This window comes from Achromobacter xylosoxidans A8 (assembly GCF_000165835.1).
In the GTDB taxonomy this organism is placed as follows: domain Bacteria; phylum Pseudomonadota; class Gammaproteobacteria; order Burkholderiales; family Burkholderiaceae_B; genus Achromobacter; species Achromobacter xylosoxidans_B.
Window position 1 is genome coordinate 1,286,981 of record NC_014640.1, and the last position, 16,168, is coordinate 1,303,148.

The following is a 16,168-nucleotide window of genomic DNA, read 5'->3' on the forward strand; positions in this document are numbered from 1 at the left end:
TCACCGATATCACCATGCTAGACCCGATACTGCTGCGCAAAGACCTGCAAACCGTCGTCGACCGCCTCAAAAGCCGTGGCGTGTCCTTCGACACGGAACGGTTCAATGAGCTGGAATCCCGCCGCAAGGCCGTCCAGACCGAAACCGAGTCCCTGCAAGCCCGCCGCAACGCGCTGGCCAAGCAGATCGGCCAGCTCAAGGCCAAGGGCGAGGACGCCAGCGCCGTCATGGCGGAATCCCAGGCCGTGCCTGTGCGCCTGAAGCAGCTGGAAGAAGAGTTGGCCGCCTTGCAGCAGCCGCTCAACGAATTGCTGATGTCGGTGCCCAATCTGCCGCACGCCAGCGTGCCGCTGGGCGAGTCCGCCGACGACAACGTCGAGGTGCGCCGTTGGCTGCCCGGCGCTGCGGGGGCCGACGGCAACCCGCCCGCCCTGGCGTTCGAGGCGCGCGACCACGTCGCCATCGGCGAACCCCTAGGGCTGGATTTCGACATGGCCGCCAAGCTGTCCGGCGCCCGCTTCTCGTTCATGCGCGGCCCCATCGCGCGCCTGCACCGCGCGCTGTCGCAGTTCATGCTGGACTTGCAGACCGGCACGCACGGCTATACCGAGTGCTACACGCCCTACATCGTCAATGCCTCGACGCTGTATGGCACGGGCCAGTTGCCGAAGTTCAAGGACGACATGTTCGCCGTGTCCAAGGGCGGCGGCGACGACGATCCCAAGGTCGACGACCAGGGCAAGCCTTATGTGCGTGAAGACCAGTACCTGATCTCCACCTCGGAAATCACCCTGACCAGCGTGGCGCGCGACACCATCCAGGCCGCCGCCGACCTGCCGCTCAAGCTCACCGCTCACACCCCGTGCTTCCGTTCGGAAGCTGGCAGCGGCGGCCGGGATACCCGCGGCATGATCCGCCAGCACCAGTTCGACAAGGTCGAAATGGTGCAGATCACGCAGCCCGATCAGTCCTACGAGGCGCTGGAAGACATGGTCGGCCACGCCGAGCGCGTGTTGCAGCTGCTGGGCCTGCCGTACCGCGTGGTGCTGCTGTGCACCGGCGACATGGGTTTCGGCTCGGCCAAGACCTATGACCTGGAAGTATGGCTGCCGGCGCAGAACACCTGGCGCGAGATTTCCTCGGTATCGAACTGCGAGACCTTCCAGGCCCGCCGCATGCAGGCGCGTTTCCGCAATGCCCAGGGCAAGCCGGAATACGTCCACACGCTCAATGGTTCGGGCCTGGCCGTGGGCCGCGCACTGGTCGCCGTGCTGGAAAATCACCAGCAAGCCGACGGTAGCGTGCTGATTCCGCAAGCGCTGCAACCTTATATGGGCGGCCTGACGGTATTGAATCCGGCGGCGCAAGCCTGACGCGACATAGCCTGTCCATCCGTCATTTGGCGGAGTAAAAGACGGAGCCTTTGGGGCTCCGTTTTTTTATTATCAATACATATTCCTGTCGCTTCAGGTCATTAACCTGCGGGCGAGAGCGCTTGATTATGATGTGAGCAATTGTGTATTCCAATAAAAGGGCCGGATAGTTACGGCACAATACGCCCCGTGTGCTACACGCTTCATTCACTTAAATAACAAGGAGTTGCCCATGACTTCAAGAATGATTGGAGATTTTCGTGTGAGATGCTCCGTGGCTCAGGAAGACGAGCAGGGCTACCGTGTGCAGATATGGACCCGCCGCGTCGGCGGTACCGCGCCGGAAAAATGCTGGACCGTGCCCGGGCAGGCGCCGTTTTCGAGCCTGCACGAAGCCGAGCAGGAAAGCCGGCAGTTGTTCCAGGGCATCAACGGGGTGCGTTTCAACGGTGAACCGGAGTTTGCCCATGCGTCCGCATAATGGCTGGTGGCGGTCGTCGAGCGAGCCCCGCCGTTGGATCGATCTCGTTCAGGAAGCGCCGCGGTGGGCCGATGACAAGGCCAGCAAAACCCCGCAGCAACCGGCCGTGCTGGCCGGCAAACCCGTGCAGGCCCCTACGGCCTGAGGCACCTCCGCGCGGCACCGGATATTGCCGCGCAGAAAAAAGGCCACTCTTGCGAGTGGCCTTTGTCTTTTCCGGAGTTATCAGGCCTGCGCCTGGCGACCGTCCCGCGGTTTAATCGTCGCGGTCATGTCCGCGGCCGCGGCCGTGGTGATGGTCGTGTCCGCGTCCGCGGCCATAGTAATAACCGCGGTCATAGTAGCGGCCGCCGCCGCGATAATAAACCGGCGCCGGGTAGACCACCGGCGGCGCGACATACACCGGCGCCGGGCGGTAATAGACGGGGGGCGGGGGCGCCACGTAAACCGGCTGGGGCGCGACGTAGACCGGCGCGGGGTACACGACGCCCGGGATGCCGATCGAGATGCCGACGTCCACGCGAGCCAGGGCGACGCTGGAGATCAGCAGACCAGCGGCACCAGCACCAGCGATAAGCCATTTTTTCATGTTGCACCTGCCTGCCGCATGACGCAGCAAAGTTGAGTATTCGTTGATGCCATTTTCGGTTTTTTTGATCAGGCAGACGTAAGCGGGCCGGCGTCAATCGCGACAATCCGCAACCGTCCCCGCAAACGCGGCATGCGGCTTGCTGCCATGCAGCAGCAATTGCCCGCTCTGGAGCGGCCGCGATTGAAATCGATTGAAATCGCCTGGAATCAGGTGAAGTCGGGCGGGCAGGTTACAGGCGGTCACCATCCGCCCCTGTTTCCCGGTAACGGCGTTGCGCGGACGCAGCAGTTTCTGGGCTGCGAGCGCAAGCCGCGCTAGGCGTCCGGCTCGTCGTCGGCCTGCTGGCGGCGGAATTCGACGACCCATACCCAGGGGTTGGCGGCCCAGGCATGTGAGCCGTAGCGCTCGCACCAGGTCAATGCAAACGCTGTTTGCAGCGGCACGCCCGGCAGCAGGGCGGAGCTTTGATACAGGGCCTGCGTGCCTTCGGCGCGGGCATCGGCCTCGGACAGCGTTTGCAGGCGTTGGACCCGCACCCCGACGATCACTGCGGTGGCGAAGGTATTGCCGACTTCATCGGTCAATTCGATGCTGTCGCCGGATTTTCCATAAGGGCACCTGACCCAGCTGGAGGTCTTGCGCAGTTCGGTTGGATGATCCAGCGAAGGGCCCATGGCCACCCATCTGCCGGAATCGGCGGCATCCGCATACCAGACCGTGGTCAGCTTGGTGGGCTGCGGCTTCAGGATGCGCCGGCTCTGTACTTTGTGGCCGTCCAAAACAGCTTGTTTAAGCGGCTCGCTGAATTGAAGAGACTGCCTTTTCATACGCTCGCGGTTCCTCTCACGATCAAAGCATATGCGCCCATGCGGCGACTGCCGGGTCGACGCATGCCAACGGTGCGGGCGGTTTGGGCCTGGAATCGGGAAGTATGCCGCCTCATGACCATCATGTCAGGCATAGCCTGGGTTTTTGTGTCTTTTTGAATACGGCGCGGGGATGTTTGTATACTCGAAACATGACTACAAACCTGCATGATCTCAAGCCGGGTTACTACTGGTACACCATGGCGAACGACCCGCTGGCCATCATTCATATCCACGAGGATGGCGGCGCCACGCTGATGGGCACGGACTACCGCATCGGCGCCGAAGGCGTGGCCGACATGGTCCGCCAGGGCGAACGTTTTTTCTGGATAGAACCGCCTCAAGCCTGAGTCGACGGCGCGTGCCGCCTGGTCTGTGCAAGGCCGGCCGCCACGCGCGGCGCCTGGAAGCCTGCCATGACTGATCTGTTGTTGAAGAATGTCCGCGCGCCGCAAGGCGCCGCGGTGGATGTGCTGGTGCGCGACGGACTCATCCAGAGTATCGGGCCCGGCCTCGCCGCCGAGTCCGGCGTGCCTGTCGAGGACGGCTTGGGCGCCTTGCTGCTGCCGGGCCTGGTCGAAGGCCATACGCATCTGGACAAGACCACCTGGGACTCGCCCTGGTACGTGAACGAGGTGGGGCCGGCGCTGACCGACCGCATCGAGAACGAGCGGGCTTGGCGTGCCCGCAGCGGCCATGATGCGGCCAGCCATTCGCGCGCCTTGGCGCTGGCCTTCCTGCGCGAAGGCACGACCCGCATCCGCAGTCATGTGGACATCGATACCGACGCCGGACTGCGCCACCTGGAAGGCGTGCATGCCACGCGCCAGGAGCTGGCCGGACGCGTCGAGATCCAGACCGTGGCCTTTCCCCAATCGGGCTTGTTGATCCGGCCCGGCACGGCCGAACTGCTCGACCAGGCCCTGGCGCAGGGCGCGGACGTGCTGGGCGGCCTGGATCCGTCGGCCATAGACCGCGATCCGGCGAGGTCGCTCGACGTGTTGTTCGGCATCGCCGGCAAGCATGGCAAACCTATCGATATCCATTTGCACGAACCGGGCGAACTGGGCGCATTCACGCTGGACCTGATCCTGGACCGGGTCCAGGCGCTGGGCATGCAGGGCAAGGTCGTCATCAGCCACGCCTTCTGCCTTGGCGGCGTGGACGCGAAGCGGCTGGACGGCCTGCTGCGGCGGCTGGCCGCGTTGGATGTGGCCTTGTTGACCACGGCGCCGCCATCGCGTCCCGTGCCGGCCGTGCGCGCCTGCCGCGAAGCAGGGGTGACGATCTTCGGCGGCAACGACGGCATCCGCGACACCTGGACCCCTTACGGCAGCCCCGATATGCTGGCGCGCGCCATGCTGATTGGCCTGCGCAACGACCTGCGGCGCGACGATGAGGTCGAGTGGGCTTTCGATTACGTGACCGCCGCCGCAGCCCGCGCCTGTGGTTTCGCGGACTATGGCCTGGCGCCGGGCGCCCGCGCCGACCTGGTATTGGTCGACGCCAGTTGCGTCGCGCAGGCCGTGGCGACACGGGCGCCGCGCCGATTGGTGGTGTCCGGCGGCGTGGTCGTGGCTCGCGATGGCCGCGACGCGGACCCGCAGCGCTGATCTTCCGCGCTTAGCCCAGGCCGAGCTGAGCCTCGGCCATTTCCACGAACGCCTGCATCAGCGCCGAACGTACGCCCGACCGCAGCCATATCGCGCCCACCGTGCGCACCGGGCAAGGCGGCGGCAGCGGCCAGCGCCTGACGCGGGCTGGCGGTTCGCCCGTGGTCGCCCAGTCGGGCAGCAGCGCCACGCCCAATCCTTCCGACACGAGCTTGGCGATGGAGTCGATGCCATCGAGCTCGAAGCGCACATGCGGCCGCAAGCTGCGCGCGCGCAGGTAGTCGTCGGCCATTTTGCCGCCCACCACGCTGCGGTCATAGCAGATGTAGGGTTCGCGCGCGATGACCGCCAGCGGATCGCGCACCTTCATGTCGGCCGGCGTGACCAGCACCAGGGGCTCCTGCCACAGGTCGCGCCAGGCGCAGGTCTTGGGGATGGCGAACAGCGGATGCACCAGCAGTGCGCCGTCCAGTTCTCCCGACAGCACCTTGCCGTAGAGCAGGGTGGTGGGTGCAGGTTCTATGTAGATTTCGATGTGGGGATGGCGCGCGGTCCAGGTGCGCAGCACGGGCGGCATGATGCCGGTCAGCGCGGTGGGGGTGGCGCCCAGGCGCAGCGGCCCGGCGGGCAGTTCGGTGTCGGACGCGGCGGAACGCAGGTCGCGCACGTCGCGCAGGATGGCGCGGGCGCGCTCCAGAATCCGCAGGCCCGCCTGCGTGGGTTTCACGGTGCGGCCGGAGCGCGCGATCAAGGCGCTGCCCATGTCCGCTTCCAGCGCGCGCAAGCGCTGCTGCACCGTGGCGGGCGTCAGCCCCTGGTGACGCGCGGCCTGGGCGATGGAGCCCAGCTCCACCACGTGCACATAGGTTTGCAGAAAGCGCGAATCCACCGGCGCCGCCCTCCTTAAAAGATGTTTTTTTCATATTCTAAAGATGGATGAAGATAATTGTTGTTTTCTTTGGCCGCGGCAAGAATACAGACAGAGCGTTGAGGCCGCGCACGCCGCGCCGGCCCCGCCCGACCATCCCGCTTACCAAGGAGCCAGTTGTGCCCATCATTGAATCCATAGACGTGTGCGCCGCCGCGGTGCCCCTGGACAAGGTCACCTCGTTTTCGAACCGCAGCGTGTCGACGCGCCACTACGGCCTGGTGAAGGTCCGCTCCTCCGACGGCGTGGAAGGCATCGGCTTCTGCTACGTGGGCAGCGCGGGCGGCGCCATCTTCGAGGCCGCGGTGCGGGATCTGCTGGGGCCCGTGCTGCTGGGTAAGGATTCACTCGCCGTCGAAGGCCTGTGGCAGGCGATGTATCAGGAAGCCCTGCTGCAAGGCCGGCAAGGCACCGTGATGCGGGCGCTGAGCGCCCTGGACATCGCGCTGTGGGACCTGAACGCCAAGACCGTCGGCCTGCCGCTGCACAAGTACCTGGGCGCGGTTGAACTGGAAACCGTGCCGGCCTACGCCAGCGGCGGCTATTACCTGGACGGCAAGACCCCCCAGCACCTGGGCGAGGAAATGGCGAGCTATGTGGACAAGGGCTTCCGCGCCGTGAAGATGAAGACCGGCCGCCTGTCCCCGGCCGAGGAAGAGGCCCGTTTGAAGGCCGCGCGCGAGGCCATCGGACCCGACGTCGAACTGATGATGGACTGCAACAACGCCTGGCAGGACGTGACCCAGGCCATGCAATACATTCGACGCTTCGAACAGTACGATCCGTACTTCATCGAAGAACCCTTCGGCCCCGACGACATCGACAGCCATGCCAAGCTTGCGCGCCTGACGCGCTTGCCCATCGCCACCGCCGAGATCGGCTATGGCCGCTGGTATCACAAGGAGTTGCTGGACAAGGGCGCGGCCGGCATCCTGCAGACCGACGCAGCCGTCTGCGGCGGCATCACCGAATGGAAGCGCATCGCCGCCACCGCCGCCAGCTACGGCGTGGTGGTCTGCCCGCACTGGTTCCATGATGTGCACGCGCCGCTGGTTGCCGCCACGCCCAATGCGCGCTATGTCGAATTCTTCTGGGACGACCAGGTGCTGAATTTCCGCAGGCTGGTGGATCGCCAACTGACCCACAAGCAGGGGCGCGTGGTGCTGCACCAGGAACCCGGCCTGGGCTTCGGTTTCGATGAGCGCATGGTCGAACGCTACGGCAAGTGGAGCCGCGTCGGCAAATAATGGCCGGAACGCGGTCGGTCGGCATCGCCGCCGACTGGCCGCGACGAGCCGCGCAGGAGCGCCGCAGCCAGGTCGCGCAAGACGGCCGGAGGCGGTGAATGCTGGCAGTGTTTCGATAACCAGTCGCCGGCCATCGGACCGGCGCGCGAGGAGACAGCAATGCAACGTAGGCAATTCATGACCGGCGCCGCTGCGCTGGGGGCCGCGCTGGTCCTGCCGGCGGCGGCGCGGGCGCAAGACCTGCCGCAGGGGCCGGTCAAGATCGTGGTGGGTTTTCCGGCTGGCGGCGGCACCGACGTGCTGGCGCGCCTGCTGGGGCAGAAGCTGGGCGTGATGTGGAACATTCCCGTCATCGTCGAAAACCGCGCCGGCGCGGCCGGCATCATCGCCGCCGAGCAGGTGGCGCGCCAGCCCAACGACGGCAACACGCTGTTGATGGCGCACGTCAACAGCCACGGCATCGCGCCGGGTCTGCAGCCCAAGCTGGCCTATTCCGTGGAGCGCGATTTCACGCCCATCGCGCTGGTCGGCAAGACCCCTACCATCCTGATGGGCGGCGCCGCGCAGCCCGCCAAGACGCTGCCCGAACTGGTCGCGCTGTGCAAGGCGCAGCCGGGCAAAATCGTTTTCGGTTCGGCCGGCAGCGGTTCGGCGCAACACCTGGCGCTGGAAATCTTCAAGGCTCGCGCCGGCATCGACGTGCTGCACGTGCCTTACAAAGGTTCGGCGCCCCTGATGAACGACCTGTTGGGCGGCCACGTGCAGTATTGCTTCGAAGGCATGACCACTGCCACGCCGCTGGTGCAATCCGGCAAGGTGATCGCGCTGGCGCAGACACTGCTGCAGCGCTCCAAGAGCCACCCCAATGTGCCGACCGTGGCCGAGCAGGGCTATCCCGGCTTCGAGGCCAGCATCTGGTTCGGCATGGTCGGTCCGGGCAAGATGCCCGCCGCCATGGTCCAGCGCATGAACCAGGACATCGACCGCGTCCTGGCGATGGCCGATGTGCAGGAAAAGCTGGCGCAGGTGGGAGCGGAGGACGGCGGCGGCAGCGTCCAGCGCTTCGCTGACTTCATGAAGCAGGAGCAGCAGAAGTACGCCCAGACCATCCGCGACGCGAAGATCGTGGCTGAAGGCTGAGGCGCCGCCGGCGGGCGGAAATTGATGGAGACACTGGCCCCCCAAAAAGTGTAAAAAGATATAACCTCGCCTGCCGGCGATTCCTGGGGACGGCCTCGATGCCGCGCAAGTTAGTAATCGGCATCGCCATCGCTCTCGCCGCCGCAGCGGCGCTGCTGCCCATCGGCTTCGCACTGCATATGTCCTGGTCCCGCGCCGTCGCGGGCGAACAGCGCTACCTGGATGACCAGGCCCAGCGCATCCTGACGGAAACCCAGGACCTGCTGGACCAGACCGTGGCCACGCTGCGCGACTTGGACGGCCTGGCGTTCGATCCCTGTTCACCGCAGCACATCCGCCATATGCGGGCCCTGGCCCTGCGGGACCGGGCCGTGGACGACCTGGCCTATGTGGCGGGCGGAGTCGTCCTATGCACTACCTGGGGCGTGCCCAGCTACGAGGAGCCGCTGGTTCCGGCCCAGGTCGAACTGGCCAACGGCGCACGTCTGCTGCTGGACGCGGTGCCTGTACTGAGCCCCGGCATCAGGATGGTTGCCGTGCGCCATGGCGATTACAGCGCCTTGTTCGAACCGGGCCGGTTCACCGAAAAGGCGGCTACCGACGGCGCCCAGCTCGCCGTGGTCCTGCCGGGCGTGGGCATGCTCGGCACGCGCAATGACCCCGACCTGGTGCTGGTGTCGCAGGCGCTCAACGGCGGCAAGCTGGACATCGACGAGGCCTATCTCAGCGCCGTCGCGCGCAATGCGGACCTGGCCGTCGTCCTGCTCGAACCACAAACCGAAGCGTTGGACATGTTGCCGCGCGAACGCCTGTTCTGGCTGCCCATCGGCGCGCTGGTCGCCGGTGTCATGATCGCGCTGGTGGTCTGGCTGTCGCGCCGGCGCCTGTCCATCGCGGGCGAACTGGCCGCCGGCATCAGGCGGCGGGAGTTCGCCGTGCACTACCAGCCCATCATCGATCTGCGCACCGGCCGCTGCATCGGCGCGGAGGCGCTGGTCCGATGGACAAGGCGCTGCGGCAATACGTTGCGGCCCGACCTGTTCATCTCCATCGCCGAAGACAACGGGTTGATGACCCGCATCACCGAAGAAGTGTTCCGCCTGGTCATTCGGGACATGGAGGATCTGCTCGGTGAGGACCGCGGGGCGCACATCTCCGTCAACCTGAGCGCCAGCGATCTCAAGGACGGGCGGGCGCTGCGGGTGCTGCAGCGCATGCTCGAAGGGACGGCCATCGACCCCCGGCAGATCTGGCTGGAAGCCACCGAGCGCGGCTTCATGGATGTGGACAAGGCCTGCAGCGTCATCGAGCAGGCCCGCGCGCAAGGCCATGCCGTGGCCATCGACGACTTCGGCACGGGCTACTCCAGCCTGTCCTATCTCCAACGGCTGCCGCTGGATTCGCTGAAGATCGACAAGTCCTTCGTCGACACCATCGGCACCGATTCCGCCACCCACAAGGTGACGGACCACATCATCGACATGGCGAAGTCGCTGAACCTGCTGACCGTGGCCGAAGGCATCGAGCGCCAGGAGCAGGAAGACCACCTGAAAGCGCGCGAGGTGGATTTCGGCCAGGGCTGGTTGTATGGCAAACCCATGCCGGCACCGGAGTTCATCGCCTACTACAAGAAAAACGTGGCCAGCACGCCGCCGCCCAGCCGGATGCCCGACGCGCGGGCTTGAGGCGAGGGGCGATACGCCCTGAAGTGCCAGCAGATCCCGTGTCGCTTTGGCGAATACGGGAAACCTCGCATTGTTCCCGGCGCGTGCCCTTCTTAATAATAGAATCAGAATTCAAATTCTAAATAAAGAGCCACGGTAGCTTGAGAGGCGGCGTAGGTGGAGAAGGGCCGTTGCAGGCGTTGTCGACGTGGCTCGTCACAACAAACCTGAGGAGACACTTGTGGGTCAGGAAGTCGCTATTCGTCGGGACGAGCCGCCATGCCGGCCGGATTCATCAACGTTGCGGGTTTCGGGCGGCATCTCTCGCCTGCTTTCGCGCTTGAGTGTGGGCGTCATAGCCCTGCTGTCGTGCGCGACCGGGGGCGACTCGATAGCGGCGACCCTGCAGTTCTATGGTCTTATCGATACCTTCGTGATGTACGCCCACAATGGTGGCGCTTCTCACTTCAGGATGGGTAGCGACAGCGGCGTGTTCGAACGCAAATACGCGACCGCCACCGATTCGTTCTGGGGCCTTCTGGGGACTGAAGACTTGGGGGATGGGGTGCAAGTCCAATTCCGTCTGGAAGGCGGCGTGCACATGACCAACGGCGCGACGCGCTATCCAGACACTCTCTTCAACCGCGAGGCAAACCTGGCCGTCGGTTCGGCATCCTGGGGGACGCTCAAGTTGGGCAGACAGTACCCGGCGGTGGTGTCCCATACCGCCGATCCGTTCTTCTTTTCCGAAGCGTTCTCACCCGCGGCCTCGGCTTCTCAAATGATGATGGATCTTGGGGAGGGCGCCGCAAGGATACAGGTGCGGGTCAACGACGCCATTTCATATCAGACGCCGTCGATGAACGGGCTGGTCATCCACGCGCTATATGCCCCGCAGCAGCGCAAGAAGCTGTTCGCGATGAATGGAGATAACGCCAGCGGGCCCACCGAGGGCGACACCGGCGCCCTGGCGACCTACACCAGTGGGCAGTGGGTGCTGGGCGGCTCCTACAATGCGTTGCGGTCGGAGTCGTTGCACGGATCATTCCGTACCGATCTGTTTGTCGCCAGCACCGCGTATACGACTGGCGCGCTGCAATCCTCCATCGTGTACACCCTGGTGCGGCCCAAGGCGCCGGGCACCATTTCCGCACAGATCATGACCTTGAACTCCTTATGGCAGCAGGGCCCGCACATGTTGCGCGGCACGCTGCTCTACCGGGCGCTCAATGGCCGATCGGACCACACGATAGGCGGCTTGCTCGGCTACGACTACGCGCTGTCGAAGCGGTCCAGCGTCTACACGCGGGCGGGGGGGTTCAAGAACACTTCCAGGGCCTTCTATGGGCTCGGCGCCAGCGTGCCAATGCAGGCGGGCGCCAGTTCCACTGTTCTCGCGCTCGGCATCATGCACCGGTTCTGACGCCGGCCGGCAGGACTTGCCGGACCCTTTGGGCCGCAGCGCCTAGCGCGCCTGCGGTTCCACCCAACCCGCCGTGGCCGAAATCGAGCGCGCTTTTTCACTGAGCAGCCGCGCTGTATCGGATTGCAGATCATCGTCGATGGCGCCCACGGGGCCCATCAGCGTGATGGCCGCCTTCATCTCGCCCAGCATGTCGAAAATGGGCGCCGACAGCGACGTGAAGTGCGGCAGCAGCGCATCGCGGCAGCGGCTGAGGTGGTGCTGGAGCACTTCCTCGCGGATGGCCTGTACGTCTTTCTGGGTGTAGGGCCTGCCGGCAACGCCATATGCGTCTGCCCCGGCCGTGGCCATTTCCTGCTCCAGCAGTTCGCGCGTGCTGGCTTCCGGCAAGTGGGCCAGGAAGTTGCGGCCCAGCGCGGATGACAGCAACGGCAGCACGCTGCCCACGCGCAGTTCCAGCAGGGGGCGGCTGCGGGCGCCTTCGACGCGGTAGACGATGGTCGGGCCCTTGTTGCCCCACACGCCAAGGAACACGGTGTGGCCGGTGATCGCGGCCACTTCGGCCATGATGGGCCGGGCGGTGGTGAACACGTCGAACTGCTCCAGGGCCGCCAGACCCAGCCGCAAGGCATAAGGTCCCAGGCCGTAGTGGCCGGTATCCGCGTGCTGCTGCACCACGCCCACCTTCTGGAAGCTGACCAGGTAGTAGTGGACGTTGGGTACCGTCAATTCACAGGCGTCGGCGATTTCCTTCAGGGGCAGGGGGCGGCCGGCCTTGCGGATGACGTCCAGGATCCGGAACCCCACTTCGATCGACTGGATGCCCCTGCGCGCGGCGGCAGGCGCCTGTTCCGCGTTCTTTTCTACCTTGCCGGCGGGCCTTGCCATTGCTGCCTCCACTGATTTTCTGGCGGGAGTTTAGCAGCGGGGCGTGCCGCTTCCGCCAGGGCCCAACGGCCGTCGCGCCGGGTTTTCCCTAGTTTTTCATGCCCTGATTTAAGTTTGATAATAGTTAATGACTACAGCATTATCAATCTAAAGCGATTGGGGAAAGCAGGCATGGAAGCGAATGTGGCAATGCAGCGGATCGACGCGGGTCCGACGCTCAGCAGGAAGGAGGAACGCCAGGTGGTGGTGGCCTCGACCCTGGGCACCTTGTTCGAGTGGTACGACTTTTTCATCTACGGGACCCTGGCCGTATTCATGAGCCAGGTGCTGTTCCCGCAGGACAACCCCACGGTGGCGCTGCTGGCCGCGCTGGGCGCGCTGGCGGTGGGCTTCATCATCCGGCCGCTGGGCGCGGTGATGTTCGGCTACCTGGGCGACAAGCTGGGCCGCAAGTACACCTTCCTGATCACCGTGGTCATGATGGGCGGCGCAACCGTGCTGATCGGCTGCCTGCCCACCTATGAGTCGGCCGGCCACCTGTCGTGGATCCTGCTGCTGACCCTGCGCGTGGTGCAGGGCCTGGCGGTGGGCGGCGAGTACGGCGGCGCGGTCATCTATGTGGCCGAGCACTGCGAGCCCAAGCGTCGCGGACTGCTGACGGGCTGGATCCAGATCACCTCGTCGGCGGGCCTGATCCTGTCCCTGATCGTGATCCTGTGCACGCAAGCCGCGATGAGCGCCGAGGATTTCCGCCAGTGGGGCTGGCGCCTGCCGTTCATCCTGTCGATTGTGATGTTGGCGATTTCGATCTACGTGCGCGCCAAGCTGCATGAGTCGCCCGTGTTCACGCGCATGAAGCAGCAGAACCGCCTGTCCAAGAACCCGGTCAAGGAAACCTTCGGCCAATGGTCCAGCCTGCGGCTGGTGCTGCTGGCGCTGATCGGCGTGACCGCCGGCCAGGGCGCGACTTATTTCACCGGCCAGTTCTACGTCATGATCTTCCTGCAGCAGGCCGTGCAGCTGGACCAGACCAGCGTCTACACACTGATCCTGATCGGCTTCATCATCGGCGCGCCGACCTTCGTGCTGTTCGGCTGGCTGTCGGACCGCATCGGCCGCAAGTGGATCATGATGGTCGGCCTGTTCGTTGCCGCCATCGGCTACCACTCCATGTTCGAGGTGCTGCTCAAGGCTGGCAATCCGGCGCTGGCCCAGGCCATGCAGAGCACGCCGGTGCGCGTGCATGCCGACACCAGCGGCGGCGCCTGCGACTTCGGCCTGCAGGCGGCAATGATAGGCAGCCATGCCGACCACAAGAAGGTCTGCGTGCAGGCCAAGAAATTCCTGGTCGGCAAGGGCATCAACTTCGAATACGCCGCGCCGCTGCCCGGCCAGAGCATCGCCATGAGCGTGGGCGGCACGACCGTCAACGGCTTTGACCGCGCCGCATACACCAGCGCGCTGACGGCCGCCGGCTATCCGGAGCGCGCCGATCCCGCGCGCGTCGACCGCACGACCATCATCCTGATCCTGGTGCTGATGACCGCCGTCGTCGCCATGGTCTACGGCCCGGTGGCGTCCTATCTGGTCGAACTGTTCCCGGCCCGCATCCGCTATACGGCGCTATCCTTCCCGTATCACATCGGCGCCGGCATCTTCGGCGGTATCGTGCCGTTTACCGCCACCTACCTGGCCCAGGCCAGCGGCAATATCTTTGGCGGCCTGATGTATCCGGTCGTCGTGACCGCGGTGGTCGGCGTCATCGGCAGCCTGTTCCTGCCGAATACCCGCGCCCGCGCCATCGACGAAGACACCGCGCACTGAGAAAAAAGGAGAGACATGTCCATGCAACAGAGCTTCAAGGCTGCCGTCATCCAGGCGGCCTCCATTCCGACCGACAGCATCGCCTGCGCCGAGAAGGCGGCGTCCCTGATCCGCCAGGCGGCGGAGCAGGGCGCCCGCGTGCTGGTGTTCCCCGAGGCCTTCCTCGGCGGCTACCCCAAGGGCAACTCCTTCGGCGCGCCCATCGGCATGCGCAAGCCCGAAGGCCGCGACGCCTTCGCCAGCTATCACCGCCAGGCCATCCGCCTGGACGGCGAGGAAGTCGCGCTGGTGGCCCAGGCCGCGGCCGACACCGACAGCTTCGTGGTCATGGGCTGCATCGAGGCCGATGGCGGCACGCTGTACTGCACCGTGCTGTACTTCAACGGCCGCGAAGGACTGGCGGGCAAGCACCGCAAGCTCATGCCCACCGCCGGCGAACGCTTGATCTGGGGCTTTGGCGACGGCTCCACCATGCCCGTCTTCGACACCCCCTACGGCAAGATCGGCGCCGTCATCTGCTGGGAAAACTACATGCCCATGCTGCGCATGTACATGTACAGCCAGGGCGTGGCGCTATATTGCGCGCCGACCGCCGACGACCGCGATTCCTGGATTCCCAGCATGCGCCACATCGCGCTGGAAGGCCGCTGCTACGTCCTTACCGCCTGCCAGCACCTGCGCCGCGACGCCTATCCCGACGACTTCGAATGCGCGCTGGGCGATGCGCCCGACACCGTGTTGATGCGCGGCGGCAGCGCCATCATCGATCCGCTGGGCGAAGTGCTGGCCGGCCCGGATTTCTCCGCCGAGACCATTCTGTACGCGGACATCAATCCCAACCAGATCCTGCGCGGCAAGTACGACTTCGACGTCTCCGGCCATTACGCTCGTCCGGACGTGTTCCAGTTGCAGGTCGACACGCGCGAAAAGCGCGCCGTCTCGGCGCTGAACGGCGGCCAGAAACAGGAGGCTTGAGTCATGCATTTTGATTTCAGCGCCTTGCCGACGCAGACGGTCTACAACGTGCTGACCTCGACCGTCACGCCGCGCCCGATCGCGTGGCTCACCACGATTTCCGGCACAGGCGTTGTCAACGCGGCTCCTTTCAGCTTCTTCAATGTCATGGGGCCTCAGCCGCCGACGGTTGCCATCGGGCTGATGCGCCATGCCAGCGGCGAACTGAAGGATTCCGGCGCCAACATCATCGAGAACGGCGAGTTCGTGGTGAACCTTGTGCCGGAGTCGCTGGTCGCGCAGATGAACCAGACCTGCGCCGATTATCCGGCGGACGTGGATGAACTGGCGGCGGCCGGCTTGACCGCGCTGCCGGCAACCCATGTGCGTCCCCCGCTGATCAAGGGCTCTCCGGTGTCGCTGGAATGCGTCAGCCAGGCGACCATCGTGACCGGTCCGCGCCAACTCGTGGTGATCGGCCGGGTGCTGGGCGCGCACGTCGACGACGCCTATGTGCAGGACGCCGAGCGTGGTTACATGGACACGCCGGCCATGGGGCTGATTGCGCGCATGCATGGCGGCGGCTGGTACGCGCGCAGCACGGACCTGTTCCAGTTGGCGCGGCCGACGGCGCCGTTGTGATAGTCAGGCGGGGGCGGCCTGCGCACTTGCCATATGGTGCCAAAGTGACATGGGTCCATAGGTGGGGCTGCGCTTCGGATCCCTCTGCCCGGCCCCGGCTCACGGCCTCTGCTCATGAACGGGGTCCAAACCCAACGCATTAGGCGACTGCCAGCCGAGGACCCCGGAGCCATCCGAAGCGCAGCCCCAGCGGGGCGAGCATCGGAATGGCGCAGGGCAGCCTCGGCGGCTTAAGAACCCCGACATCCGCAAGCCCGAAGCCCTGCCGCCCCGCACTTCGGTTTTGAAAGGCTGGGGTTCTTGAACCGCCGGCGTCCGGACTGCGGGATTCCGATGCTCGCCCCGGTGGGGCTGCGCTTCGGATCCCTCCGCCCGGCCCCCGGCTCACGGCATCTACCCGTGAGCGGGGTCCAAACCACCGCATTAAGCGACTGCCAGCCGAGGACCCCGGAGCCATCCGAAGCGCAGCCCTGCCGGGGCGAGCAGCGGAATGGCGCAGGGCAGCCTACACGCAAGCCGGCGCGCGCTGAGCC

Annotated in this window: 16 protein-coding genes; 12 read left to right on the forward strand and 4 right to left on the reverse strand. The window is 65.4% G+C overall.

Annotated elements, in window-relative coordinates:
* Positions 1–14 precede the first annotated feature (14 nt).
* Complete coding sequence (serS, locus tag AXYL_RS06045; protein WP_013391908.1) at positions 15–1,373, forward strand: serine--tRNA ligase; 1,359 nt, start codon at positions 15–17, stop codon at positions 1,371–1,373.
* 232 nt (positions 1,374–1,605) lie between these two features.
* The gene (locus AXYL_RS06050) at positions 1,606–1,854 is read left to right on the forward strand and encodes a hypothetical protein (RefSeq protein ID WP_013391909.1); all 249 of its coding nucleotides are present in this window, start codon (positions 1,606–1,608) and stop codon (positions 1,852–1,854) included.
* A gap of 256 nt (positions 1,855–2,110) precedes the next feature.
* Here AXYL_RS06050 and AXYL_RS06055 read toward each other — a convergent pair whose 3' ends face one another.
* Positions 2,111–2,443 (reverse strand): virulence factor, encoded by a 333-nt coding sequence (locus AXYL_RS06055; protein WP_013391911.1) that lies wholly within the window; start codon positions 2,441–2,443, stop codon positions 2,111–2,113.
* A 147-nt stretch (positions 2,444–2,590) separates the two neighbouring features.
* Between AXYL_RS06055 and AXYL_RS35065 the strand changes: the two genes are divergently transcribed.
* Positions 2,591–2,764, forward strand: coding sequence for a hypothetical protein (locus AXYL_RS35065; RefSeq protein WP_158307663.1), 174 nt, complete (start codon positions 2,591–2,593; stop codon positions 2,762–2,764).
* On the opposite strand, the gene AXYL_RS06065 is transcribed toward AXYL_RS35065, so the two are convergent.
* On the reverse strand, positions 2,761–3,273 hold the full coding sequence (locus AXYL_RS06065) for a PmgT domain-containing protein (RefSeq protein WP_013391912.1): 513 nt from the start codon (positions 3,271–3,273) through the stop codon (positions 2,761–2,763). The genes AXYL_RS35065 and AXYL_RS06065 overlap by 4 nt on opposite strands.
* A 191-nt stretch (positions 3,274–3,464) precedes the next feature.
* Between AXYL_RS06065 and AXYL_RS06070 the strand changes: the two genes are divergently transcribed.
* Complete coding sequence (locus AXYL_RS06070) at positions 3,465–3,662, forward strand: hypothetical protein (protein WP_013391913.1); 198 nt, start codon at positions 3,465–3,467, stop codon at positions 3,660–3,662.
* A 66-nt stretch (positions 3,663–3,728) separates the two neighbouring features.
* Positions 3,729–4,925, forward strand: a complete 1,197-nt coding sequence (locus AXYL_RS06075; protein ID WP_013391914.1) for an amidohydrolase family protein — start codon at positions 3,729–3,731, stop codon at positions 4,923–4,925.
* Between the two features lie 10 nt (positions 4,926–4,935).
* Here AXYL_RS06075 and AXYL_RS06080 read toward each other — a convergent pair whose 3' ends face one another.
* Positions 4,936–5,814, reverse strand: coding sequence for a LysR family transcriptional regulator (locus tag AXYL_RS06080; protein ID WP_013391915.1), 879 nt, complete (start codon positions 5,812–5,814; stop codon positions 4,936–4,938).
* Between the two features lie 158 nt (positions 5,815–5,972).
* Between AXYL_RS06080 and AXYL_RS06085 the strand changes: the two genes are divergently transcribed.
* The 4 genes from AXYL_RS06085 (at position 5,973) to AXYL_RS06100 (ending at position 11,327) form a co-directional block, all read left to right on the forward strand.
* Positions 5,973–7,100 (forward strand): mandelate racemase/muconate lactonizing enzyme family protein, encoded by a 1,128-nt coding sequence (locus tag AXYL_RS06085; RefSeq protein ID WP_013391916.1) that lies wholly within the window; start codon positions 5,973–5,975, stop codon positions 7,098–7,100.
* 159 nt (positions 7,101–7,259) lie between these two features.
* Complete coding sequence (locus AXYL_RS06090) at positions 7,260–8,240, forward strand: Bug family tripartite tricarboxylate transporter substrate binding protein (RefSeq protein WP_013391917.1); 981 nt, start codon at positions 7,260–7,262, stop codon at positions 8,238–8,240.
* A 98-nt stretch (positions 8,241–8,338) separates the two neighbouring features.
* Positions 8,339–9,925 (forward strand): EAL domain-containing protein, encoded by a 1,587-nt coding sequence (locus AXYL_RS06095; RefSeq protein WP_013391918.1) that lies wholly within the window; start codon positions 8,339–8,341, stop codon positions 9,923–9,925.
* 220 nt (positions 9,926–10,145) lie between these two features.
* A complete protein-coding gene (locus tag AXYL_RS06100; RefSeq protein ID WP_013391919.1) occupies positions 10,146–11,327 on the forward strand; it encodes a porin in 1,182 nt (393 codons plus the stop codon).
* A 42-nt stretch (positions 11,328–11,369) separates the two neighbouring features.
* On the opposite strand, the gene AXYL_RS06105 is transcribed toward AXYL_RS06100, so the two are convergent.
* Positions 11,370–12,215, reverse strand: a complete 846-nt coding sequence (locus AXYL_RS06105; protein WP_013391920.1) for an IclR family transcriptional regulator — start codon at positions 12,213–12,215, stop codon at positions 11,370–11,372.
* A 171-nt stretch (positions 12,216–12,386) separates the two neighbouring features.
* On the opposite strand from AXYL_RS06105, the gene AXYL_RS06110 reads away from it, so the two are divergent.
* The 3 genes from AXYL_RS06110 to AXYL_RS06120 are packed head-to-tail and all read left to right on the forward strand — an operon-like array spanning position 12,387 to position 15,635.
* A complete protein-coding gene (locus AXYL_RS06110; RefSeq protein WP_013391921.1) occupies positions 12,387–14,039 on the forward strand; it encodes an MFS transporter in 1,653 nt (550 codons plus the stop codon).
* Between the two features lie 15 nt (positions 14,040–14,054).
* Positions 14,055–15,014, forward strand: a complete 960-nt coding sequence (locus AXYL_RS06115; RefSeq protein WP_013391922.1) for a carbon-nitrogen hydrolase family protein — start codon at positions 14,055–14,057, stop codon at positions 15,012–15,014.
* Positions 15,015–15,017: 3 nt separating this feature from the next.
* The gene (locus AXYL_RS06120; RefSeq protein ID WP_013391923.1) at positions 15,018–15,635 is read left to right on the forward strand and encodes a flavin reductase family protein; all 618 of its coding nucleotides are present in this window, start codon (positions 15,018–15,020) and stop codon (positions 15,633–15,635) included.
* Positions 15,636–16,168: the final 533 nt, after the last annotated feature.

Coding starts and splice junctions, on each gene's coding strand:
- serS (WP_013391908.1), top strand. CDS start 15: ATGCTAGACCCGATACTGCTGCGCAAAGACCTGCAAACCGTCGTCGAC.
- AXYL_RS06050 (WP_013391909.1), top strand. CDS start 1,606: ATGACTTCAAGAATGATTGGAGATTTTCGTGTGAGATGCTCCGTGGCT.
- AXYL_RS06055 (WP_013391911.1), bottom strand. CDS start 2,443: ATGAAAAAATGGCTTATCGCTGGTGCTGGTGCCGCTGGTCTGCTGATC.
- AXYL_RS35065 (WP_158307663.1), top strand. CDS start 2,591: ATGCAGCAGCAATTGCCCGCTCTGGAGCGGCCGCGATTGAAATCGATT.
- AXYL_RS06065 (WP_013391912.1), bottom strand. CDS start 3,273: ATGAAAAGGCAGTCTCTTCAATTCAGCGAGCCGCTTAAACAAGCTGTT.
- AXYL_RS06070 (WP_013391913.1), top strand. CDS start 3,465: ATGACTACAAACCTGCATGATCTCAAGCCGGGTTACTACTGGTACACC.
- AXYL_RS06075 (WP_013391914.1), top strand. CDS start 3,729: ATGACTGATCTGTTGTTGAAGAATGTCCGCGCGCCGCAAGGCGCCGCG.
- AXYL_RS06090 (WP_013391917.1), top strand. CDS start 7,260: ATGCAACGTAGGCAATTCATGACCGGCGCCGCTGCGCTGGGGGCCGCG.
- AXYL_RS06095 (WP_013391918.1), top strand. CDS start 8,339: ATGCCGCGCAAGTTAGTAATCGGCATCGCCATCGCTCTCGCCGCCGCA.
- AXYL_RS06105 (WP_013391920.1), bottom strand. CDS start 12,215: ATGGCAAGGCCCGCCGGCAAGGTAGAAAAGAACGCGGAACAGGCGCCT.
- AXYL_RS06110 (WP_013391921.1), top strand. CDS start 12,387: ATGGAAGCGAATGTGGCAATGCAGCGGATCGACGCGGGTCCGACGCTC.
- AXYL_RS06115 (WP_013391922.1), top strand. CDS start 14,055: ATGTCCATGCAACAGAGCTTCAAGGCTGCCGTCATCCAGGCGGCCTCC.
- AXYL_RS06120 (WP_013391923.1), top strand. CDS start 15,018: ATGCATTTTGATTTCAGCGCCTTGCCGACGCAGACGGTCTACAACGTG.